Source organism: Microcoleus sp. A6-C6, from assembly GCF_036705955.1.
Classification (GTDB): domain Bacteria; phylum Cyanobacteriota; class Cyanobacteriia; order Cyanobacteriales; family Microcoleaceae; genus Microcoleus.
Genome location: NZ_JAUBVR010000024.1, coordinates 1 through 23,700, shown reverse-complemented (window position 1 = coordinate 23,700; position 23,700 = coordinate 1). Strand labels below are relative to the sequence as shown.

The 23,700-nt window shown below is 43.9% G+C and carries 10 protein-coding genes; 6 read left to right on the top strand and 4 right to left on the bottom strand.

Going from position 1 to position 23,700, the window contains the following annotated elements; genetic code table 11:
* Nucleotides 1-333: 333 nt before the first annotated feature.
* Nucleotides 334-1,257 (bottom strand): histone deacetylase family protein, encoded by a 924-nt coding sequence (locus QUB52_RS12190; protein WP_332966996.1) that lies wholly within the window; start codon nt 1,255-1,257, stop codon nt 334-336.
* A gap of 381 nt (nt 1,258-1,638) precedes the next feature.
* Between QUB52_RS12190 and gyrA the strand changes: the two genes are divergently transcribed.
* The 3 genes from gyrA to QUB52_RS12175 all read left to right on the top strand — a co-directional run bounded on the left by gyrA (nt 1,639) and on the right by QUB52_RS12175 (nt 6,685).
* Nucleotides 1,639-4,344 carry a DNA gyrase subunit A gene (gyrA, locus tag QUB52_RS12185; RefSeq protein WP_332972967.1) on the top strand — a complete coding sequence of 902 codons (2,706 nt, stop codon included), beginning with the start codon at nt 1,639-1,641 and terminating at the stop codon, nt 4,342-4,344.
* 198 nt (nt 4,345-4,542) lie between these two features.
* Complete coding sequence (locus QUB52_RS12180) at nt 4,543-5,193, top strand: Uma2 family endonuclease (RefSeq protein WP_332972968.1); 651 nt, start codon at nt 4,543-4,545, stop codon at nt 5,191-5,193.
* Nucleotides 5,194-5,389: 196 nt separating this feature from the next.
* Nucleotides 5,390-6,685 carry a ribonuclease D gene (locus QUB52_RS12175; protein WP_332972969.1) on the top strand — a complete coding sequence of 432 codons (1,296 nt, stop codon included), beginning with the start codon at nt 5,390-5,392 and terminating at the stop codon, nt 6,683-6,685.
* A gap of 36 nt (nt 6,686-6,721) precedes the next feature.
* Here QUB52_RS12175 and QUB52_RS12170 read toward each other — a convergent pair whose 3' ends face one another.
* The 3 genes from QUB52_RS12170 to QUB52_RS12160 form a co-directional block, all read right to left on the bottom strand.
* Nucleotides 6,722-7,387 carry a hypothetical protein gene (locus QUB52_RS12170; RefSeq protein ID WP_265236958.1) on the bottom strand — a complete coding sequence of 222 codons (666 nt, stop codon included), beginning with the start codon at nt 7,385-7,387 and terminating at the stop codon, nt 6,722-6,724.
* 2 nt (nt 7,388-7,389) lie between these two features.
* On the bottom strand, nt 7,390-8,385 hold the full coding sequence (locus tag QUB52_RS12165; RefSeq protein ID WP_265236960.1) for an ImmA/IrrE family metallo-endopeptidase: 996 nt from the start codon (nt 8,383-8,385) through the stop codon (nt 7,390-7,392).
* Nucleotides 8,386-8,696: 311 nt separating this feature from the next.
* On the bottom strand, nt 8,697-11,228 hold the full coding sequence (locus QUB52_RS12160; protein WP_332972970.1) for a vWA domain-containing protein: 2,532 nt from the start codon (nt 11,226-11,228) through the stop codon (nt 8,697-8,699).
* Between the two features lie 248 nt (nt 11,229-11,476).
* Between QUB52_RS12160 and QUB52_RS12155 the strand changes: the two genes are divergently transcribed.
* The 3 genes from QUB52_RS12155 to QUB52_RS12145 form a co-directional block, all read left to right on the top strand.
* Nucleotides 11,477-12,460 carry an AEC family transporter gene (locus QUB52_RS12155; protein WP_265236965.1) on the top strand — a complete coding sequence of 328 codons (984 nt, stop codon included), beginning with the start codon at nt 11,477-11,479 and terminating at the stop codon, nt 12,458-12,460.
* A 169-nt stretch (nt 12,461-12,629) separates the two neighbouring features.
* Nucleotides 12,630-18,047: a trifunctional serine/threonine-protein kinase/ATP-binding protein/sensor histidine kinase gene (locus QUB52_RS12150; protein ID WP_265236967.1), complete on the top strand. Its 5,418-nt coding sequence runs from the start codon at nt 12,630-12,632 to the stop codon at nt 18,045-18,047.
* 80 nt (nt 18,048-18,127) lie between these two features.
* Nucleotides 18,128-23,700, top strand: a 5,573-nt coding sequence (locus QUB52_RS12145) for a trifunctional serine/threonine-protein kinase/ATP-binding protein/sensor histidine kinase (RefSeq protein WP_332976185.1), incomplete at its 3' end; no start/stop codon positions are given.

The window sequence follows — 23,700 nt, the reverse complement described above, 5'->3', positions numbered from 1 at the left end:
TATAGATCTATTATGCTCTGTGCGATCGCCGATTTATGCGATCGAAAACATTGACACGCTGTGATTTTTACGCTACAAATTTGTGACCGAGACTTTGATGCTAAGTGATTCAGATCTTGGGAATTTGTGATGCTGGTCACAGTTGACAGTTGACAGTTGACAGTTGACAGTTGACAGTTGATCGAAGGAAGAAGGAAGAGGTGAGAGGGAAGAGGTGAGAGGGAAGAAGGGAAGAAGACCGATCGCCCGATCGGCAAATCTCAACTTTCGCGATCGGCCTCAAAAGCTCTCAATCCCGCCCTAACCCCTTCTCAACGTCTGCCAAATTTCCAGCTAATTGAGGCATCGATCAATAGTCGTCACCACCGACTCGGCCAACTCTTTCAGCGCGTAACCGCCCTCCAAACCAAAGGCGATGCGGCGAGTGATTTGTAGACAATATCCGGTGAAAGTACCGAAATCTGACGGCGCCAGATTCATACTCGCCAGCGGATCGGACGCAATAGCGTCGTAACCGGCGCTGACAATCAACAAATCAGGTTTGAAATTTGACAAAAACGGTACGACAAGAGATTCAAAGGCACTGCGGTATTCAGCTATCCCGCCGCCCGGATACAGCGGAATGTTCAGCACGTTGTTGTAGGCGCCGCGCTCGTCTGAGTCTCCCGTTCCCGGATAGCACGGAGATTGGTGCAGGGAACAGTAGGCAATTTGGCGGCAGTTTTCCACCAACGATTGAGTGCCGTTACCGTGGTGTACGTCCCAGTCAAGGACGGCGACGCGGTTGATTCCCGGCTGTTCCAGGGCGTAATGAGCGGCGATCGCAGCATTGGAAAACAAGCAAAATCCCATCGCGCGCGCACTCTCAGCGTGGTGTCCCGGCGGCCTGGCCAGTACGAAAGCCGGTTCGTTACTTGCTAAAACTCGATCGACTCCATCGAGCCAAGCACTCGCCGCCAGCAGCGCTACATCGTAACTTTCAGCAGAAATTGGCGTGTCACCGTCGAGGTAGCCGCCTCCCCGCTTTGCCAAATGTTCGACTTCTTTGATGTATCTTGGCGCGTGAACTTTTTTGATCGCGGACAACAGTTTTGGTTCGCGATCTGCAACAGGGGTGGGCAGTTGCCACTCAAGGCGATCGGCCCAGGGAGCAGCTTTCAGAGCATTGACGATCGCCGTCAAACGTTCTGGTCGCTCTGGGTGAAGCATTCCAGTCTTGTGCAGCAAGAAATCTTCGGAGTAGATGATGGGTAGCATCAGGAGATTTTAGATTTTAGATTTTCAGTTTGCTTTAAGAAGGCATTCGACTTTATGAAATTTTAATTGCGATCGGGCAACCATTTATTTTTTTTAGATGGCTGTCAAAAAAACTCACCAAAGCATGAAAGCCGATCGCCTAAAAAAACCTTTCTAGCTTTTGTCAATTGATGACTAAATCACCAACTGTCAAATTATCAATTGTCCTGGTTTCGTCCCTTAATTTTTCTGGCAACTTTCCCATAAAATCCAAGGCAAATTGTGATATAATTTTAGGAGTAATTTGCAATATTTGGCAACTCTACTGAATCCAAATCGATTTTATCGCATTTTGGCATTTATAGCGGTCAAATCTAAAGTTTTAACGGAGTTTTTCAACCTATGAGTATCTCTGAGTCGCGGATAATCCCGACGGATCTGGGTGGTGAGATGTCCCGATCGTACTTGGAATACGCCATGAGCGTAATTGTCGGTCGGGCGCTACCAGATGCGAGGGACGGTCTCAAGCCCGTTCACCGACGCATTCTTTACGCCATGAACGAATTGGGCTTGACTCCCGATCGACCATTCCGCAAATGCGCCCGCGTCGTCGGGGAGGTGCTCGGTAAGTATCACCCCCACGGAGATACAGCGGTTTACGATGCGCTGGTGCGGATGGCTCAAGATTTCTCCATGCGGGAACGCCTAATCAACGGCCACGGCAACTTCGGCTCCGTTGACAACGACCCCCCCGCTGCCATGCGGTACACCGAATGTCGCCTCACAGCCCTGACTAGCGACTCCATGCTGCGCGACATCGACTCCGAAACAGTAGATTTCGGCGACAACTTCGACGGTTCCCAACAAGAACCCCTCGTACTCCCTGCACGCATCCCCCAAATTTTGCTCAACGGTTCCTCCGGGATTGCCGTAGGGATGGCCACCAATATTCCGCCGCACAACTTGGGCGAAATAATTGACGGTTTCTTAGCGCTAATCCACAATCCAGGCATTACCGACCTGGAATTGATGGAGTACATTCCCGGCCCAGACTTTCCCACCGGAGGGCAAATTCTCGGCAGAGGCGGCATTCGCGATGCTTACACCACCGGGCGCGGTTCGATTACCATGCGCGGAGTCGCTGGCATTGAAACCATCGAACACGTCGGCCGCCCCGACAAAGAAGCAATTATTATCACCGAATTGCCTTACCAAACAAACAAGGCTGCGCTAATTGAGAAAATTGCCGAACTTGTCAACGACAAAAGATTAGATGGGATTTCCGACATTCGCGACGAAAGCGATAGAGACGGAATGCGCATCGTGATCGAACTCAAGCGCGATGCCTATCCCCGCGTCGTCCTCAACAACCTCTATAAACAAACACCACTCCAATCAAATTTTGGAGCCAATATGTTAGCGCTAGTAAATGGGGAACCCCAACTACTGACGCTCTCACAATTCCTCAATGTCTTCCTCGACTTCCGCATTGAGACAATTACTCGCCGGACTCAATACGAACTCCGCAAAGCAGAAGAACGCGACCATCTCCTGCAAGGTTTATTAATTGCGCTAGATAACTTAGATGCAATTATTCACCTAATTCGTGCCGCTGCCGACTCCGCAGCAGCGAAACAGGAACTGATTGATAATTACGGTCTTTCCGAACAACAATCAGACGCAATTTTGCAAATGCAGCTTCGGCGTTTGACAGCATTAGAAGCACAAAAGATCCAGCAAGAACACGAAGAACTGCGAACCAAAATTGCCGATTTGGAAGATATCTTAGCGCGCCGAGAACGCATTTTAGAAATCGCCGAATTTGAAGCTCTCGAAATCAAAACCAAAATCGCCACTCCTAGACGCAGCGTCATCGAACACGCCGAAGGAGAAATCGATGAAAGAGATTTAATTGCCAACGAACAAGCAATTATTCTGATCACAGAGCAAGGCTACATCAAGCGGATGCCTGTCAGCACTTTCGAGGCCCAAAGTCGCGCTACTCGCGGCAAAGCAGGCGCGAAAATGAAGGAAGATGATGGAGTCGAACATTTCCTTTCTTGCTGCGATCATGACAGCGTTTTGTTCTTCAGTGACAGGGGCGTAGTTTACTCTGTCAAAGCTTATCAAATCCCCATTTGTTCGCGGACTGCCCGTGGTACTCCCGTGGTGCAACTGCTGCCGATTCCGATAGAAGAAAAAATCACTTCTATGGTGTCAGTGACAGAATTTACCAGTGAAGAATACTTGGTGATGTTGACTCGCGGCGGCTACATCAAGAAAACCGCACTTTCAGCTTTTGCTAACATCCGCACTAATGGCTTAATCGCGATTTCTCTGGAAGAAGGCGACCAATTGCGCTGGGTACGGAGAGCAAAAGTTGGTGATAGCATCATCATCGGCACGCGCCAAGGCATGGCGATTCATTTCCGCACCAATCATGAACAGTTGCGCCCTGTTGGCCGCGCGACGCGGGGTGTGAAATCGATGAAATTGCGATCGGGCGATGAGTTGATCAGCATGGACATTCTGCCGAGTTCCATTGTTGCCGAAATTGCTGATACTGAAGATTCGGAATTGGAAGGAACAGATATTGCTCTGTTAGAAACAGAAGATTCGGAATTGGAAGGGGCAGAAATTGCTGAATTGGAAGCAGAAGATGTGGAATTGGAAGACGAAGAATTAGACACGCAAGCTGAGGAAATTGAAGGCGAAGATGCCGAAGAAATTCCCACAGTTAGCAGCGAAATTCCTTCGGTGTTGGTAATCACAACTAACGGCTACGGAAAGCGGGTTCCAGTTTCTCAATTCCGCCTCCAAAGACGTGCAGGTAAGGGATTGACGGCTACTAAATTCAAGTCTAAAAAAGGCAAGGATCAGGTGGCCGCGCTGCGAATTGTCAACGAAAGCGATGAGTTGATGATTATTACCAACCGAGGGATTATTATCCGTCAGGCTGTGAGTGCAATTTCTACGCAATCGCGCACTGCAACAGGCGTGCGGGTGCAGCGCTTGGATGAGGATGATTCGATCGTAGCTGTGGCTTTGGTGCCGCCTGCGGGTGAGGAATCGGCCGAAGAAGCGGCATCCGAGGAAGTGGCAGAATAGTCATAGGTTAATGGTTTGTAGGGTGCGCTGCGGTGCACCTTACTGCTGCTGAATGCTCAAAGCAATTGGACTCGGCGGTTGAAACCGCGTCTATACAAACGATGTCCGCCTCCGCGGACTAAAGAATAAAGCTAAAACTGCGATCGCCCCTACTCAGAAGTCTTCCTTCCAAAGTCAAAGATTGTTCTCGGTGAGGTAATGATGACTCAACTCCAAGCCAAACTACTAACTGATACCTGGGTTACGGCGACTTGGGATGAATATATAGAAATCATTAAACAGCCGGAGTACGATCGCGCAAAATGCTACTACTACAACGGACAGTTGAGGATTGAAATGGCAGCAGTCGGGCCAGATCATGCTGATGATAATGGAATTATCGTCATCTTAATCAATTTATTTGGCATTGCTAAAGGTATCAAAATGAGACTGCTGGTCAATTGTAGCTACGCCAAAACGGGTGTCAGAGGTGCTCAACCTGATGCTTGTTACTACATCGGAGAGAGGGTGCAAACGGCACCTCGCGGTAGTTCTGTAGTGAATTTGGATAGCGCAGTGGCCCCAGATTTGGCGATCGAAATTGCTGACAGTTCTCTGGTTGACGATTTGGGTACAAAAAGAATGATCTATGAAGAATTAGGAGTGTCTGAATATTGGGTAGTAGACGTACAAAAAGCGCAAGTTATTGCTTTTAAAATAATTGCTAACCGGGGAAGCGAACGTTTGACGGAATCTCAAGTTTTGCCGGGGTTAAAAGTTGCTTTGTTAGAGGAAGCTTTGCGCCGCAGTCGCCAGACGGACAATACAGAAGTAGGTAACTGGTTTTTAGAGGAAGTTCGTAGTTTGTAGGGTGTGTACTGTGCACAGGCTGACGCCAAGGGCGAGAAACCCGGTTTCTACGAGTTTTATGTTTAGTAACGAGAAATCACGCAAGAAACCGGGTTTCTGATGTCTGCGTGTATCCGGCGCTGGAATCATTGACAATTGACACGATAATTGCTATAGCATAATATAAGCCTAAAGTTAATAGCAAAAGTCTGTAAAAATGCCTTATTTAACAGCAGAAAACGACATCAAATCACTCATCGCTAAATTTTCACAAGCTAAAATCCTGTGGGTTGACACAGAAATAGCAGACTATAAATCCAACCCCAGATTATCTCTAATTCAAGTGTTAGCTGACTCCACAGATTCGACTGGAGATGCTACTTTTCTACTAGATGTCTTGGATAAACCGGAATTGGCAAAAGATTTCATCAGCCAAATCATGGTAAATCCAAATATTGAAAAAGTCTTGCACAACGCCAGCTATGACATCAGATTTCTGGGAAATGACGACGCGCAAAATGTCACTTGCACATTGCAAATGGCTAGAAAGATTCCAGCTTACATTCTGCCATTACCCAACCGACAACTCAAAACTTTAATAGAAACACTTTGCGGTATTGCTTATGTAGATAAAACAGAACAAAGCGGCAACTGGGCCAACCGTCCTCTGACTCAGAAGCAGCTAGAATATGCCAAGATGGACGCAGTTTATTTAGCCAAAGTGCATCAGCGACTGCTAGAAATCCTTGCCCAATGTTACCCCGAACCGGCAACGGAAAACTTGATATCATTGGGGGAAAAATATCAGGAAATAGAATCTCATTGGAAGCCCCTAGATTCAGAAATTGCTGAAGTTAAAGAACGATTTAAAGCGGGGATGATGGCGCAAAAGCTCAAAGACAGTGCTTATTTTCAGCTTGCCAGTTCGATAACGATGAAAGTTGATTTTATGACGCTGGCGAAACTAACGCAAACTGAGGGAATTGAGTTAAATTTTCCGGTGACGCTGACAAAAGAAATTCAAAAACAGTTAGGAGAAGTCATCGCTCATCCATCTTTGGAAGTTGAAGATATTGCTAGTTGGCGGTTGAATTCTACGATGAAGCAGGGTCGAAAATCAACTACTAAGAAAATTGTGCCGGAACCGGAGACTGAGGATTTAACAGGGTTGGGGAAAAGGTATCAAGAAATTTTGCCTGAATGGAAGTTGCTGGATTCGGAAGTTGAGCATCTGAAAGAGCGGATTAAAAAAGCAATGTTGGTGCAAAATAAGGGCAATACTCCTCATTTTAAGTTATCAAGTTCCTCGATTTTGAAGGTAGATTTTGCTAGCTTGGCTAAACTTGCGCTATCTGTGGGAGTTGAGTTGGATTTTATGGTGACGCTGACTCAATACATTCAAAGGCAGTTAGGGGATGCAATTAACAAAATTGACGTGCAAATTGAGTATATTACCAGTTGGCGGATGACTGCTAAGACTGTGGAAGATGAAGATGAGGAAATTCCGTTTTAAGTGGAGGGCGGTTTCAACCGCCGTCCTATCTTAAATCTAATTGTAAGGATTTAGTAGATTGCCTGCCTCCTCTCGAAGCTTCTCAATAGAATCTTTTAAAGTAGGTAAGGAGTTGTCACTTGTTGATTGTGATCCTGAACCAAAAACAGCCTTAATTTGTGTATCACATTCTCGAACTGGAACAATCAAATCTCGAATAGTCTCAAATCCGTAGTCTTCAATATTTTTGAGAACAAGCTGTTCTAAACACCATAATCGATTACTTAGAGATTGTTGAATGATAGGTAAGTTAACCTTGGCTAAGGCTTTGATGAATCTTTTATCTCCAGTAAAAATCTGAGCAGATTTATCGTTTTGAATAAGTTTGATAGCATGAGTTGTGATAATCGCCTCACCTTCATCGATATTTTCAATATTAGATAACTGGATAAAAATTTCTCGATCAATATCAGCTTCAGATATGTTTGCTAAATTTTTAGTAAGGTAAAGAACTTGTTTATACTTAATAACACGATCTTCTGTTTTTCGACTTTTCCCTCCTTCAAATTTTTCCCAATCTTTTTGAAATTTATATTTTGCAGTTTCTAGGATTTTAACTTGCTCATAACTAGCATCAAATAATTTAAGAGTATTATCGAATAGCTGGAATGTAGCAAGCTTTTTGATGATGTCATTATCGATGCAATAGATACAAGCAGACAAAGCTATTCTCCTAAAATCTGGTCTAAGTAATCAGCATTGTCGTCACTTAATTCATCCCAATTTAGGTGCTGCTCTAAAAATTTGTTAATAGTCTTGTGTCCTTCTTTAGCAGGATTGATTAAATTTACACATCCCATAGACAATGCAAAATAATCTTTATTATACCAGCCATAATTTAAAGCTAATGCAGAAGGATCAATAGTTGAGTCACTTTGAATAAGTTGAATGATTTTATTCTTTAGATCTTTTGCATTGTTAAATCTTTTCTTGCCGACGGAGTTGTCAAAACTGTTGACTAGCAGTTTAACTGCAAATCGATTGCTATCTATTTCTTCTCGATCATCAGAGTCTCGCTTAATATCATCATCAATCAAAATACCTTCTTGAATATGACCAAGGGCGAGATGACCTAGTTCATGGGCAAGATCGAATGCTAGACATACGGGTTGTGTCTTACCACTACTCAAGACAATCACGGGATGCTCGGCTTGCCATTGGATCATACCTCTAATTTTGCGGGTATTTTTAGGGTAATTCTTAAAATAGACAACAGCGATACCATGTTCCCAACAGTAATCGAGCAAGCTGTATAAAGTGACTTGAGGATGTTTGGCAACTATCTCTGAACGAACTTGATGAGGGTCGGATGGGATGGGCTGAAATTCGAGCTTTATAGTATCAGCTACGACTTCCGCAACCCGTGAGGCAAGTTGATGGGCAACATCAGGTACGTCTGCTTTATCCTGTTGATGGTACTTGAACTTGGTATGGAGTAAGGGCTTAAACTGAGGCTTCTGATTATCCTCGGCTAAGAGACTCTTGAGGTCTAGATGCAGGCGTTGGGCAATATGACCAGCGCCCTCTAGGACGGCGACCGGTTTGTTGTCTAGTTCTTCATTCCACCAACTGGGCAAACCTTTCTCTCGAACGAAGTTTTTGGGAAAACCGATCGCCGAGAGTTTTTTATAGAGAACAGACATTGATAATGTTTGTGTCATTGGCTTGCCCTCCGTATGAGAATTCGCGTTGTTATATCATTATAACCTAATTGCAGAGAATTTGGCTACTAGATTTTTTAGAGAGCGTTAATCTCTATCCTATGATAGGATAAACTTTCGCAAAAGTAATACCAAAGGAAAGTTACAAACTCGAAAGATTCCCATCATAGAAGATTTGCTATCGCTCCTTTCGTCTTGGCAACCTAAGACTAACCCTAATCTACCTATTTCCTAGTCGCCACCGCTGCACCTTTGCATTTCATTTCAATCAGCCATATTTAATCAAGGTGGGCATTTGCCCACCCTAATTCCTACCTGTCTACTGTGAAATACTCATTTTTAGCATACACGCTAATAATGCAGTCGCCGACTTCAAAAAACATCCCTTCTTGCTCATCTTTAGAAAATTGCAAGTTGCCGTATTTAGAATTGATTTCCTCAGCAGTCGCCGCTTTTGCCTCCATTTCATCCGGGATAAGTCCGGTAGAACCGATGTAGAAAACCAGCGGTGAAACTTTCTCGCTGTACACTTTTTCAGCGTAGGTTTCGAGTTGCTCGTTTGCACTAGCTAAAGCAGCGACAAACTCGTCTCGATTGACATCTTCTTCCTGCCATTTCGCTTGCAGAAGCCGCAGCAAGCTGTCTGCACCAACTTTTGCTAAAGTAGCAGCAACAATTCCGTTATTCTCTAACCCCAGAAACTCATCGAAAATCAGTTTCATTAAATCGTCAACTTTGGTGATTTTGGTGCGGGCTGACAGCGTTTTGTGGGCGAAGACGACTGGCTCGTTTAAGGTGATCTCGAAGGTTGGTTTTGCTAGCTTTTCGCCCGTGTTTTTGTGGTAAACTTCATAAAGGCGATCGAGAAATTTGTTGGCAGAGTGGAATTTGCCGAAGTTGAGGATGTTTTTGCTGCCGATGTCGATTTTGTAGCTGACTCGCGAATCTACTGCGCCGTTGGCGATCGCACTTTTCAATTCCGTATATTCCGTAGTCGTCGGAAAGTTGATGTACAAGCTTTTCGACAAATAGTGCTGTTTCAATTCTTCCAATTGTTGGGCTGTATAAGCCTCGGATTCTTCCTTCAAATAAGCCGAGAGGATGCTGGAGATGATTTTAATGTTGGCGAGCTCCTCAAAAACTCCGTCAAGGCTACCGTAACGCCCGTCAAAAGGCACTAGCGGCAAACTATCTAATTTAATATCGTACTCTGCATGGAAGTCAAATTCTGCCACAGGTGAGCCGTCTTTTTCCAGTACACCGCTTTTGTTGAGCAAATCAAACACTACTTTGCTGCTGATTTTGGTTCGCAGTGACTTGATATTAACTTCGCCGTCGCTGACAATGGTATAATTGTTGAACGTATTGAGATCTGTTACCAGAATTCCCGCCACTTCAGTTATTGAACTTGCATCCTCAACTTTTACCAGCTTAACTTTTCTGGCAATCAGCATATTGATGGTAGCGGTATTTTGATTGATCGCAAATGAACCCATTTGCACATATCCGCCGCCATCTAAAAATTCTGTCTTCAGCCAAGGCTTGACAAGGTTGCCGTTTTCGTCTCGCTTTCCTTCAATTCGCTTCAAACCTTTGCGCTGATAGTTTTCTTGCAAGTGTTTCAAGTTGATGATGATGCTGTTGTTGTTTTCTTCCAATATCTCGATTAACTCCAGCAGGGAAATTTTATCGCTGACTTTTACCCGATCGCCAATTTCATGATTTTGCAACACATCAGGCGCAAACACAGCCCCTTCCAAATCCTCCGTAAACCCCGCTATTTGGGCATTTGTCAAAGCTTTAGCGTGTTTTTCAGTCAAAGTAGCATCGAAGGTGCTCGCCAGCGCATACTTCGCCGTATTCAAATTGCCGTCAGCGAGATTAGCTTTCGCAAAAGCAAACACCGACTCATCAGTTTGAGCAACCGGCACCTCTAGTTTGTCATACTCTTCTTTGGTGACTTGCTGATATTTGTAAAACAGTCCCTGATCGTCTGCTTTCAGCCCGCAGATTTTCAGAGTGCTCGATGAACCGTTTATTTTCTTGCCAGTTTTGGAAACAAAAACTTGATAATCGTATTCCTTAATTAACGGTTCTTCCAGCGGCGGTGCCACGGAACCGCCTAACAGTTTAGTGCTGTCGTAAAGAGCATCATAAACCATTTTGACTTCGCCAGCGCGGATGCAATTTCCCGATAAGGTGTTGGCGATTTTGGAGAGCAGTTTGAAGTCAGCACAGCCATAGGATATGGTGTTGGCAAACACATCCATGTCTTTGAGTTCGTCGCAAAGTTCCGCTAATTTGGCAGATTCTGAATTAGCACTGGGGTCATTAGCATAGCCGTCTGTATGCAAATTAATTGCTGTCACTTCTCCGGCTTTCACCAGAGATTTTGCAAGCTGCATCGACTGCGAGATGCAGGTACAGCCAGCGGTGTGAATCTTTTGAATTGCTTTGATGTATTGAGAGTCCATTTTCATCACTTCTTGAATCGGAATTCGCTGGAAGTGACAAATTACGTCTCCATTGTCAGCGTAGGAAATCAGGCTGACTATTAGCTGGTAATTGTTGTATTCGTCTAAGGTTAAAAGCTTGATCAGGGTTTCTTTCAGCGGTTTTAAGTCATAATACATTGAGCCGGAGCGATCGATAATGATGATGCTGTGGGCGACTGATTTTTCTGGGATATCGCCTGGTGTTCTTTCGAGATTTGTGCGATCGACTAAATAGAATGCCTTTTCGTTTCCGGCAAAATTGTAGAGGGTAAATTTGGTGCGAGTATTGGAGGCTGCTTGGCTGCTGGAACTTTTGACCTGAGATGATTGTTTTGCTTGCCGTGCCATCGTTTTCACCTGTGTTGATTTATTCCTCAACACAATTTTGACACGCGCTTTTGTCGGTGTCAAGGCCTGAATCGAAAATTATCTGCTAGGCTAAATAAGCATTAATACTTAGCAACGGTTGCCAAAAGTAGTGTGCATCTAGGCCACAGAAACCGGATTTTTTACCGAATCTGCGGGTAACAACGAAATATTTTGGTAAAAACCTGGTTTCTGACCGCCCGCGCCAGTCCTGAAGTATTTAATTAATCATGCTTTATTTAGAAAATCCGCTGCTCAAACTTTATCTAAATCTAGTCGGATGGGTGGCGTTGGGATTCATTCTCGGTCGCCTGCTACCGAGACGCTATTCTACATATTTAGCCAAGTTTCTGTTCTTTTTTGGCACGCCGTTGAGCATTGTTGCTTTCATCCGCCGCGCCAATTTGTCTGGCGCTATTTTGATTGCGCCGCTGACAGCTTGGGTGGCAATTATAGTAGGTGGGGGACTGGCTTGGATTTTGATAAAGTTTGTCAGCGTGGAACATTTTAAGACTCTTAATCGACTCGCCCAAAATACCCCAAAACACAAAACTGCTTGGAGTTTGCCCACTCAAGGCAGTTTCTTATTAGCGGCGATGTTTGGCAATACAGGTTTTTTAGGCATTCCCGTCAGCTTGTCCTTATTGGGGCCAGAACACTTTGCCTGGGCGTTGTTTTACGACTTGCTAGGTACTGGTACGGCAATCAATTTACTCGGAATTGCGATCGCTTCTCACTGCGGTAAAAGTCGGCAGCATCAGGATTGGTTAACTCCCCTGCGGGCAATTTTTCAGAATCCGGCACTGTGGGCTCTCTGTTTGGGATTTGTCTCCCGCAGCTTGCCACTGTCGGCAAAAATCGAAGAATTGTTAACAACAGGTGCTTGGACTGTAATTACTTTATCTTTAATTACGATCGGGATGCAGTTGAGCAATTTGAATTCTTTGCATAATCTCCAACAAGTTTTGAGTTGTCTGGTGATTAAAATGCTGTTGATTCCTTTGGTATTTGGCGCGGGTTTAACGTTTGTTGGTATCGTGGGCGCGCCGCGACTTTCGCTGGTGCTACAGATGGCCATGCCTCCGGCTTTTGGTACTACTTTGCTGGCAGAAGTTTTTAATCTCGATCGCGAATTAGCAGTAACTGCGATCGGCATGGGCTGCCTTAGTTTATTATTCACTCTTCCAATATGGATGAGGCTATTTAATTTTTAAATAAAATTGGATTGGTTTATTTTAAAAAATGCAGTTTCTAGTGATATAAATCACAAATCTTAGCGATTTCAGTCATATTCATTATACTTAACTATCACAGGAGTTGGAAACTATCTTCCCTTCTGTTAAGCTACAAACAGCCCCCCCCCATGAGGCAGATAATAAAAATATGAAAACTCAAAATTTTACATTGATAGGTTATCAAACGCTCGATCGCATTTACTCAGGAACTCGCACCCTAGTTTATCGCGGAACTCGCCAATGCGACAAACAGCCCGTTGCCATCAAAGTCTTGCGGACTGAGTATCCCAACTTCAGCGAGCTCGTGCAATTTCGCAATCAGTACACGATCGCCAAAAACCTCAATTTACCCGGAATCATCGAAACCTACAGCTTGGAAGCCTACCAAAACAGCTATGCGCTGGTAATGGAAGACTTCGGTGGAATCTCTCTCCATGCCTGGACGGAACAAGGGGAAACTCCGCCCGATTTAAGCGATTTTTTGCAAGTGGCGATCGACATCAGCAATACATTAGATATACTCTCCCGCCACCGGATCATTCACAAAGACATTAAACCCGCCAATATTTTAATTAATCCCGAAACAAAACAAGTCAAACTGATTGACTTTAGCATCGCATCTTTGCTGCCGAGGGAAACTCAAACCCTGATGAATCCTAACGTACTCGAAGGCACATTAGGCTATTTGTCTCCCGAACAAACTGGCCGGATGAATCGCGGCATTGACTACCGAACTGATTTTTATTCTTTGGGCGTGACTTTTTACGAATTGCTGGCGGGACAATTGCCGTTTCAATCCCACGATCCGATGGAATTGGTACACTCTCATATTGCCAAGCAACCGCCATCACTGCATGAAATCAATCCGCAAATCCCGCCGGTACTCTCGGAGATTGTCAGCAAATTGATGGCGAAAAATGCTGAAGACCGCTATCAGAGCGCTTTGGGGCTAAAATTTGACTTAGAATTGTGTTTGCGTCAACTAGAAGAAAATGGGAAAATAGAGAGTTTTGAAATAGGTCAGAGAGATTTGTGCGATCGGTTTATCATACCCGAAAAACTCTACGGTCGCGAAACCGAAGTAGAAACCCTACTCGAAGCCTTTGAGCGCGTCAGTAGCGGCACAACTGAAATGATGCTAGTAGCTGGTTTTTCCGGCATTGGAAAAACTGCAATTGTGAATGAAGTTCATAAACCAATTGTGCGGCAAAATGGCTACTTTATCAAAGGCAAGTTTGACCAATTCAATCGCAATATTCCCTTTAGTGCCTTTGTCCAAGCATTTCGCGGTTTAATGGCGCAATTGTTGAGTGAAAGCGATGCACACTTGCAACTCTGGAAAAGTCAGATTCTTGCAGCCGTGGGGGATAGTGGTCAAGTCATCATTGAGGTGATTCCAGAACTCGAACGGGTGATTGGTTCGCAACCTCCGGCTACTGAATTGTCGGGAGCCGCCGCCCAGAATCGATTTAATCTCCTATTCCAAAAGTTTATTCAAGTCTTCACCACCCCAGAGCATCCCTTGGTGATGTTTCTGGATGATTTGCAGTGGGCGGATTCGGCTTCGCTGAAATTGATCCAAGTCTTGATGGCAGAATCGACTATGGGTTATCTGCTGTTGATGGGAGCCTATCGAGATAATGAAGTGTTTGCGGCGCATCCGTTGATGTTGACCCTAGGTACGGTCAGCAAAGCGGGGGCAACGGTGAATACGATCGCCCTGCAACCCCTAAGCCAGATTAGTTTGAATCAGTTGCTCGCCGATACCCTCCACTGTACGGAGCGGTTGGCACAGCCTTTGACTGACCTGCTGATGCAGAAAACTCAGGGCAATCCGTTCTTTGCCACCCAGTTTCTCAAAGCCTTGCATCAAGAAAAGCTGATTGCCTTTGATGCTGATGCGGGGTATTGGCAGTGCGATATTGTCCGAGTTCAAGCTGCGGCTTTGACGGATGATGTGGTCGAATTTATGGCGTTGCAGTTGCAAAAACTGCCGGACACCACGCAAACCATCTTGAAATTAGCAGCTTGTATTGGGGCACAGTTTGATTTACAAACGTTGGCGATCGTCTCGGAGCAGTCCCAAACTGAAGTGGCAACTGCTCTCTGGAAAGCGTTGCAAGAAGGATTAATTCTGCCCCAAAGTGAAATTTACAAGTTCTATTTAGAAAAAATGGAGCTAGATGAGGCTGTAAACCATGAACTATTGAATTATAAATTCCTGCACGATCGTGTTCAACAAGCTGCTTATTCTTTAATTCCCCATGACGAAAAACAGACGGCTCATTACCAAATCGGTCAACTGCTGCTGCAACAGGTTTCCTTAGAAGCCAGAGAAGAACGCATTTTTGAAATCGTCAATCAATTAAACTATGGCACTGCTTTAATTACTCAACAAACAGAACGAGAAGAATTAGCTCAACTCAACCTAATCACCTGTCGCAAAGCCAAAAGTGCCACCGCCTATCAAGCAGGGCGTGAATATGCCAGCATTGGATTATCACTGCTTGGCAAAAATGCTTGGCAGCAACAATATGAAATGACTCTATCATTCCATAATGATGCAGCGGAACTGGCAATGCTCTGCGGTGATTTTGAGGCAATGGAAAAGTTGATTGAGACAGTTATTGCTCAGACTCACTCTTTACTAGAAAAAATTAATGTTTACCGCATTAAAATTCAAGCAAATGTGACCCAAATTAAACTGAGTGAAGCTATTGTCTTCGGACTCCAAATCCTGCAACAGTTGGGCGTAAAAATAACCGAATCACCCACACTAAGCGATATTCAACAGTCAATGCAAGAGATTAGTGATTTGATTGGCGACAGAGAAATTGCAGATTTTGTGAATCTACCAGTGATGAGCGATCCAAACAAACTTGCAATTATCGAGATTGCCACCAGCCTTCTGACTCCAGCTTACATCTCTGGCTCTCTCTTGTTCCCATTATTGAATTGTTTCTCAGTCAAATTATCCTTGCAGTATGGAAACATATCTGTTTCAGCTCATAACTATGGTTCCTATAGCATGGTTCTCTGTAATCTCTTACAAGATGTAGATTCAGCAGTGAAATTTGGTCAGTTGGCCTTGAATGTTGTCTCAAAACATAGTTATAAAACGACTAGACCTTTAGTATTAATGTTGCTGGGATCGTTTATCCTCCACCGCAAGTCTCATATCAAAGAAACATTACCACTCTTGAGAGAAGGCTACACAACTGGACTAGAAGTCGGAATCTTGGAACACGTCGGAAATAGTGGAAATAGTTTCTGTCTGAATGCTTTTTGGTGCGGTCAGCCCCTTGCTAATGTTGAGCAGGATACGCACACCTACTACGATGGTTTGGTGCAAGTTAATGAATTGAGAACAGCCAATTATTGCCGGATCTATTGGCAATCTGTTTTAAATTTACTGGGAGTTGGGTCGCATCCCACCATTTTGTCTGGGTCAGCCCTCCAAGAGACGGAATTTCTGCCCCTGCTGGAGTCTGCCAATGACCTATATGGGTTGTATCACTTCTATTTGTATAAGCTGACTCTTGGCTTTTTGTTTGGAGAAATTGAACTAGCAAACAATAATGCTCTTGAGTGCCGAAATTATTTAATGGGTGCTGGGTCAGCAGTCAGCGAACCAGCCTTTTATTTCTATGATTCTTTGATTACTCTGGCACAGTTAATTCAACCTTCAGGTGAGGTTGCACCAGTATTAGAGCGGGTGGCACAAAACCAAACCCAGTTACGAGATAATTGGGCGCACCATGCTCCCATGAATCACCAGCATAAGGTTGATTTAGTAGAAGCTGAAAAATGCCGGGTTTTAGGACAGAAAGCAGAAGCAATTGAGTTATACGACAAGGCTATTTCCGGAGCCAAAGCCAACGAATACATCCAAGAAGAAGCTCTGGCTAACGAACTAGCAGCTAAATTCTACCGAACTTGGGGCAAAGAAAAAATAGCTCAGGTTTATATGCAGGATGCCTATTACTGCTATGCCCGATGGGGGGCAAAAGCCAAAGTTGCAGACCTAGAAACCCGCTATCCCGACTTGCTGCGCCCCATATTGCAGACCCAACAAAATCGTTATGCACTCAGCGAAACCCGCCTCCAAACTATCAATAAATCCTCAGTCTTATATCAAACCATCCAAACAACTCAATCTAGCAGTAGCAGTATTTCCGAAGCCCTCGATTTCGAGACTATTCTCAAAGCCTCCCAAGCTTTATCAAGTGAAATAGAATTAAAAAAATTGTTGGCGGCACTGATGTCTGTGGCGATCGAAAATGCTGGGGCAACAAAAGCAGCTCTGCTGTTGCTTAAGGATGGGAATCTCGCAATTGAAGCTGTAGCCTCCCTCAAGGAAAATGTCATCTTAATGTCTGTACCGCTGTCAGCCAGCGCAGAGGTTCCTACTGCTGTGGTTAATTATGTTAAGCGCACTTTGAAAACTGTTGTTTTGGATAATGCAGCAGCACAAAACGATTTTATTGCAGATCCGTATTTGATGGAAAAAAAGCCCAAAAGTGTGCTGTGCGCCCCGATTTTGAATCAGGGTAAATTCATCGGGTTACTATATCTAGAAAATAACTTGACAATTGGTGCATTTACTGAAGATCGCACTGAAGTCATCCAACTGTTGTGCGCCCAAGCGGCGATCTCGCTAGAAAATGCCCGCTTGTACCAACAATCCCAAGCTTACGCCCAAGAATTAGAGCGATCGCTCTTGGACTTACAACAAGCCCAGTTACAAATAGTGCAAAGTGAAAAAATGTCGGCTTTGGGCAATCTAGTCGCGGGTGTCGCCCACGAAATCAACAATCCTGTCGGCTTTATTGCGGGTAATTTGACAGAAGCAAATGCTGGCTTTAACGATTTAATTAGCCACTTAAAATTATATCAAGAAAAATTTCCCAATCCCGGCGCAGAAATTGAACGAGATGCTGAGGATATTGATTTGGAGTATGCCTTAGAAGATTTGCCCAAGATGCTGTCGTCGATGAAAGTGGGGTGCGATCGCATTCGCGGCATTAGCACCAGCCTCCGCACCTTCTCCAGAGCCGATAAAGACTACAAAGTTCCCTTTAATATTCATGAAGGGATTGAGAGTACGATCTTAATTTTGAAACATCGGCTGAAAGCTAACGAACATCGTCCTGCGATCGAAGTCGTCACAGACTACGGGAATCTCCCCAAAATCGAATGCTTTCCCGGTCAACTGAACCAAGTATTTATGAATTTGCTGGCAAATGCGATCGATGCCCTAGATGAGTCAAGTCAAGGCCGCAGTTTCGAGGAAATTGAAGCGAATCCCAACTTTATCACGGTGCGGATCGGTTTGGAGGGCGATCGCCACATCAAAATTACAATTGCCGATAACGGTGCGGGGATGAGTGACTCTGTGAAACAGCGGATTTTTGACCATTTATTTACTACAAAAGCTGTGGGTAAAGGTACTGGGTTGGGATTAGCGATCGTCCGCCAGATTGTAGTCGAAACCCACGGCGGTTCAATTCACGTCAATTCAACACCGGGAGCGGGAACAGAATTTATCATCAGCTTACCAACTTAAGTAGAGCGAAACAGTTAATTTTTTTCCTGACTTTCATACTCATTAACAAACCACTCACTAATTTTATGGAAAGAATAGCCATGAATAACTCCCACCAAAATCAGAACCAAAGCACAAACAGTCAAATTTTCAACTATCAAATTATTCAAACAATTTATGACGGGACTCGCACCTTAGTTTATCAAGCCATCCGTACCGATGACCAACTACCGGTTATTATCAAACTACTGAAAAACGAGTATCCCACCTTCAGCGAACTCGTGCAATTTCGCAATCAATATACCATTGCCAAACACCTCAACTTCCCCGGAATTATCCAAACCTACAGCTTGGAAGCCTACCAAAACAGCTATGCGCTAGTAATGGAAGACTTCTGTGGAATCTCTCTAAAACAATGGGTCGAACAAGGGGAAACTCCGCCCGATTTAAGCGATTTTTTGCAAGTGGCGATCGACATCAGCAACATCTTAGATATACTCGGACGCCACCGGATAATTCACAAAGACATTAAACCAGCCAATATTTTAATCAATCCCGAAACCAAACAAGTTAAACTAATCGACTTTAGTATTGCATCACTATTATCAAAAGAAACCCAAACTCTGCTCAATTTCCATGTGTTAGAAGGAACACTTGCTTACATTTCTCCCGAACAAACCGGAAGAATGAACAGAGGAATTGACTACAGGACTGACTTTTATTCTTTAGGTATTACCTTCTACGAATTACTGACAAACGGGTTACCATTTCAATCAAACGATCCGATGGAGTTAGTGCATTGCCATATCGCCAAAGCAGCACCATTAGTAAATGCTATTAACCCACAAATTCCATCTGTACTCTCAGAAATTGTCAGCAAATTGATGGCAAAAAATGCGGAAGACCGCTATCAGAGTGCGTTAGGGCTGAAAACCGATCTAGAAAAATGTTTAGATCGGCTTAAAGAAACTGGGGAAATTCAGAGTTTTGAAATTGCACAAAGGGATCTGTGCGATCGCTTCCTAATTCCCGAAAAACTTTACGGACGAGAAGCTGAAGTATCAACACTGCTGCAAGCATTCGATCGAGTCAGTCTTGGCGCAACAGAAATGATGCTGGTAGCTGGTTTTTCTGGGATTGGTAAAACAGCAGTAGTCAACGAAGTGCATAAACCGATCGTGCGCCAACGCGGTTATTTTATCAAAGGCAAATATGACCAATTTCAGCGTAACATTCCCTTTAGTGCCTTCGTGCAAGCCTTTCGGGATTTAATGGGGCAATTGCTGAGTGAAAGCGATGCCCAAATCAAACAATGGAAAACTAAGATTTTAGAAGCCCTCGGTGACAGCGGACAAGTCATTATTGAAGTCGTTCCCGAAGTAGAAATAATTATCGGTCAACAGCCACCTGCTCCAGAATTAGCAGGAACAGCAGCAAAAAATAGATTTAATTTATTGTTTCAAAAATTCACCCAAGTCTTTACCAGCGTAGAACATCCCTTAGTGATATTTTTAGATGATTTGCAATGGGCAGATTTGGCATCACTGAACTTAATGCAGCTTTTAATGGCTGATACAAGTCATCTTTTATTAATTGGTGCGTACCGTGATAATGAAGTCAACCCAGTACATCCATTAATCTTGGCTTTGAGCGAAATCAAAAAAACACAATCGACTATTAATACGATTGTTTTAGCACCCTTGACTCAAGTAATAGTAAATCAATTAGTTAGTGAAACGCTGAAATGTACAAGAATTTTTGCAGGTACTCTTTCACAATTAATATATCAAAAAACTAAAGGAAATCCGTTTTTTGCAACTCAACTTCTCAAAGCATTACATCAAGAAAATTTCATTAAATTTGATTTTGATGCGGGCTGCTGGCAATGCGACCTTGCTCAAGTGAATCAGCAACTGCTTACAGATGATGTTGTAACTTTTATGGCATTGCAGTTACAAAAATTGCCACCATCGACTCAAAATGTATTAAAGTTAGCTGCTTGTATTGGTAATCAGTTTGATTTAGCTATTTTGGCAATTGTTTCGGAACATTCAGAAATAGAAACTGCTGCTGAGTTGTGGAAAGCATTAGAAGAAGGATTGATTTTACCGAGTAGTGATGTTTATAAATTTTATCAACAAGAGTCATTAGTCAATAGTCATCTTGCCCTGAACGAAGTCGAAGGAGGGTCATCTGTAGACAAACAACAACAAATGACCAATGACGGAGTACAAATGACAGCTACCTACAAATTTTTACATGACCGAGTACAACAAGCGGCTTATTCTTTGATTCCCGACTATCAAAAACAAGCAACTCATCTCAAAATTGGACAGTTACTTAGGCAAAACTTATCAGAAATAGAACAAGAGGAAAAACTGTTTGATATTGTCGAGCATTTGAACAAAGGAATTAAGTTAATTACTGAACCGAGAGAACAAGAAATATTAGCTCAACTAAATTTTAAAGCTGGAGGTAAGGCGATAAATTCTACAGCATACGCAGCAGCAAGGACATATTTCCAAATAGGAATCGAGCTACTACAAACAAACTGTTGGCACAGCCAGTATGAATTGACTTTGAACCTCCATATTGCGGCGGCTGAAGCTAGTTATTTGAATAGTGATTTTGAGGGCATGGAACAGATAACAACAGTCGTGTTGCGATCGGCTAAAACGATTTTAGATAAAATAAAAATTTATCAAATTCAAATTGCAGCGCAAGTTTTACAAAGTAATGTGGTGGAGGCGATCGCTATTGGCAGACAAGCTTTAGAGCAATTGGGGGTTGAACTGCCTACAGAACCCGATCAATCCCAGACTAGCAGAATGCTACAAAGCCTTGCTACCCAACTCGAAGGTAGACAAATTGAAGACTTGAGCGATCTGCCATTAATGACCGATCCTAACGCTCAGGCTGCAATGGAATTGATGGCAATGTTGTTTTCACCAATTATTCAAGGAATGCCCGGTTTATTGCCATTGCTAAGTTCGATGATGGTGAATTTATCTCTTCGATCGGGCAATACCGTGGCATCAATAACTGGGTATGGTATTCACGGCATGGTATTGTGTGCTTTCTTGGAAGATCCTTCCGCAGGCTATGCTTTTGGTAAATTGGCTCTAAGTTTACTGGAAAAATTTAATATACAAAAGATTAAATCCGCTGTGATGTCTCTATTTGGTTGCTTTATTCAACATTACCGAGAGCGGTTAGATGCCACGATTCCGACTCTGAAAACAGCTTACCAGACTGGCATAGAAACTGGAGATTTTTTACACGCTGGTTTTGCTCTCGGTGGTCACAGTAATGGCAGGTTTTTTAGCGGTGAAGAACTGAATAGTTTTATTCAAGACATGGCTGATTATAGTGTAGCCTTGGCTCAAGTGAAACAAGAATCTGCTCGAGTATATGTAAATTTAGGAAAACAAGCAGCAGAAAACTTGATTGAATTAGTCAGTCAACCATATTGCTTGCTCGGCAATGCTTATAATGAAACGTTGATGCTAAGTAAGCACCAGCAGGATAACGATTTAACAGCGATCGCGCAAGCCTATATCTACAAACTGCTGCTTGCTTACTATTTTGGTAATTATACAGATGCACGCAACTATATTACCCAAGCCAAGCTGTGTTTAATGGCCGTATCGGGCTCGATTTTTGTTCCTATTTTCCATTTTTATGCCGCGCTAACTCATCTAGCACTCTTCCCTACCCAACCAGAACCGGAGCAAGCCGAACTGCTTGCTGTTGCTGCCACCCATCAAACGATTCTGCACCAGTGGGCGCACCATGCCCCGATGAACCACTTGCATAAATGGTATCTAGTGGAGGCTGAGCGTTATCGAGTTTTGGGTGAAAAAAATGCAGCCAGCGAGTGTTATGACCGAGCCATAAATCTTGCTCAAGAACATCAATTTATCAACGAAGAAGCTCTCGCCAATGAATTGGCAGCCAAGTTTTACTTGCAATGGAATAAACAGCGCATCGCCCAAGAATACGCGATTGAAGCTTACTATGGCTATGCTCGCTGGGGTGCGAAAGCCAAAGTCGCTGACTTAGAAAAACGCTATCCGCAATTACTTGCTCCCATATTACAGCAAACTCGTTCTGCTCTTTGCGCTAACGACACTATCTTCACCTTGGGGACTGTGACATCCACCTGTTCCGCCAGTTCTAGCAGCAGTGCTTATGTGGCTTTAGATTTAGCTGCGATTCTCAAAGCTTCCCATACTATCTCAGGTGAAATTGAACTCGAAAAACTCCTTTCATCGTTGCTTTCCATTGTCATCGAAAATGCGGGAGCCGATAAATGCGTGTTAATGCTGTTGCGAGACGATCGCCTGTTAATTAAAGGCTTGATTACCCTGGGGACAGAGGCTGTCGTGTTGCAGCGCCTTCCCATTGAAGAGAGTCAAGATATTCCCCTGAAGTTGATTTACAAAGTCTTGCACAACAGGCAGACTGCCGTAATAGTTGATGCGAGTGCCGATCTGACTTTAGCAAATGACCCTTATATCATGCGCCAGCAGCCTAAGAGTATTTTGTGCAGCCCGATTTTGCATCAAGGGAAGTTGATGGGCATTTTATATCTAGAAAATAATTTAGCAAAGGGTGCTTTCACGAGCGATCGCGTTGAACTGCTCAATTTGCTATGCGCTCAAGCTGCTATTTCTTTAGAAAATGCCCAACTTTATGAGCGATCGCAGCATTATGCTCAACAACTAGAGCGATCGCTCGATCGGTTGAGTGCAGAACAATCTCGGTTGCAAGCATCCCAGCAACGACTCCAGCTATTGGTTAAGCAAACTCCAGTAGCCGTCATAGAGTGGGATATCAATTTTCTGGCTACTGACTGGAACCCAGCAGCAGAAAGAATCTTTGGCTATACCAAGCAGGAGGCTTTGGGTCGTCACTTCACATTTATCGTTCCTGAAGTGATTCAAGCACAACTAAAGGGAGTCAGCGTCGATATTATATCGCAGCAGGGTGGTAATTACAGTATTAATGAAAATCTTACAAAGGATGGCAAAACGATTATTTGTGTTTGGTATAACAATGTACTTATGAATGCAGATGGCGAGTTAATAGGAGTTGCTTCGCTGGCAGATGATATTACCGATCGTCAAGAAGCAGAACTTGCCTTAGAGCAGAAATCCCTTGCCTTAGAAAATGCCTTAAACTCATTACAGCAAGCCCAAATTCAAATTGTCCAAAGTGAAAAAATGTCGGCCCTAGGTAACTTGGTCGCCGGAGTTGCCCACGAAATCAACAATCCCGTCGGCTGCATTATTGGCAACGTTGGTGCTGTCCAAGATTCCATCAACGACCTATTTGGGCTGATTGACCTCTACAACGATAAATTCCCTCAACCAGGGACTGAAATTGAAGAGGAATTAGAGACAATTGACCTAGAATATTTACGCTCTGATTTACCCAAGTTAATCAGAGCAATGAAAGATGGAGGCGATCGCATCACCAGCATCAGCAAGAGTCTCCGCACTTTCTCCCGTGCCGATAGCGACCAAAAACAAAAGTTCAACCTCCACGAAGGGATTGATAGCACCATCTTGATTTTACGCCATCGCCTCAAGGCCAATGATACTCGTCCCGCGATTGAAGTTGTCACCAACTACGGGAATATTCCGGCGATCGAATGCTTCCCCGGACAATT

Excerpts from the sequence above, each read along its gene's own strand:
- QUB52_RS12160 (WP_332972970.1), bottom strand. The coding sequence starts at position 11,228 with ATGGCACGGCAAGCAAAACAATCATCTCAGGTCAAAAGTTCCAGCAGC.
- QUB52_RS12180 (WP_332972968.1), top strand. The coding sequence starts at position 4,543 with ATGATGACTCAACTCCAAGCCAAACTACTAACTGATACCTGGGTTACG.
- gyrA (WP_332972967.1), top strand. The coding sequence starts at position 1,639 with ATGAGTATCTCTGAGTCGCGGATAATCCCGACGGATCTGGGTGGTGAG.
- QUB52_RS12190 (WP_332966996.1), bottom strand. The coding sequence starts at position 1,257 with ATGCTACCCATCATCTACTCCGAAGATTTCTTGCTGCACAAGACTGGA.
- QUB52_RS12165 (WP_265236960.1), bottom strand. The coding sequence starts at position 8,385 with ATGACACAAACATTATCAATGTCTGTTCTCTATAAAAAACTCTCGGCG.
- QUB52_RS12175 (WP_332972969.1), top strand. The coding sequence starts at position 5,390 with ATGCCTTATTTAACAGCAGAAAACGACATCAAATCACTCATCGCTAAA.
- QUB52_RS12155 (WP_265236965.1), top strand. The coding sequence starts at position 11,477 with ATGCTTTATTTAGAAAATCCGCTGCTCAAACTTTATCTAAATCTAGTC.
- QUB52_RS12150 (WP_265236967.1), top strand. The coding sequence starts at position 12,630 with ATGAAAACTCAAAATTTTACATTGATAGGTTATCAAACGCTCGATCGC.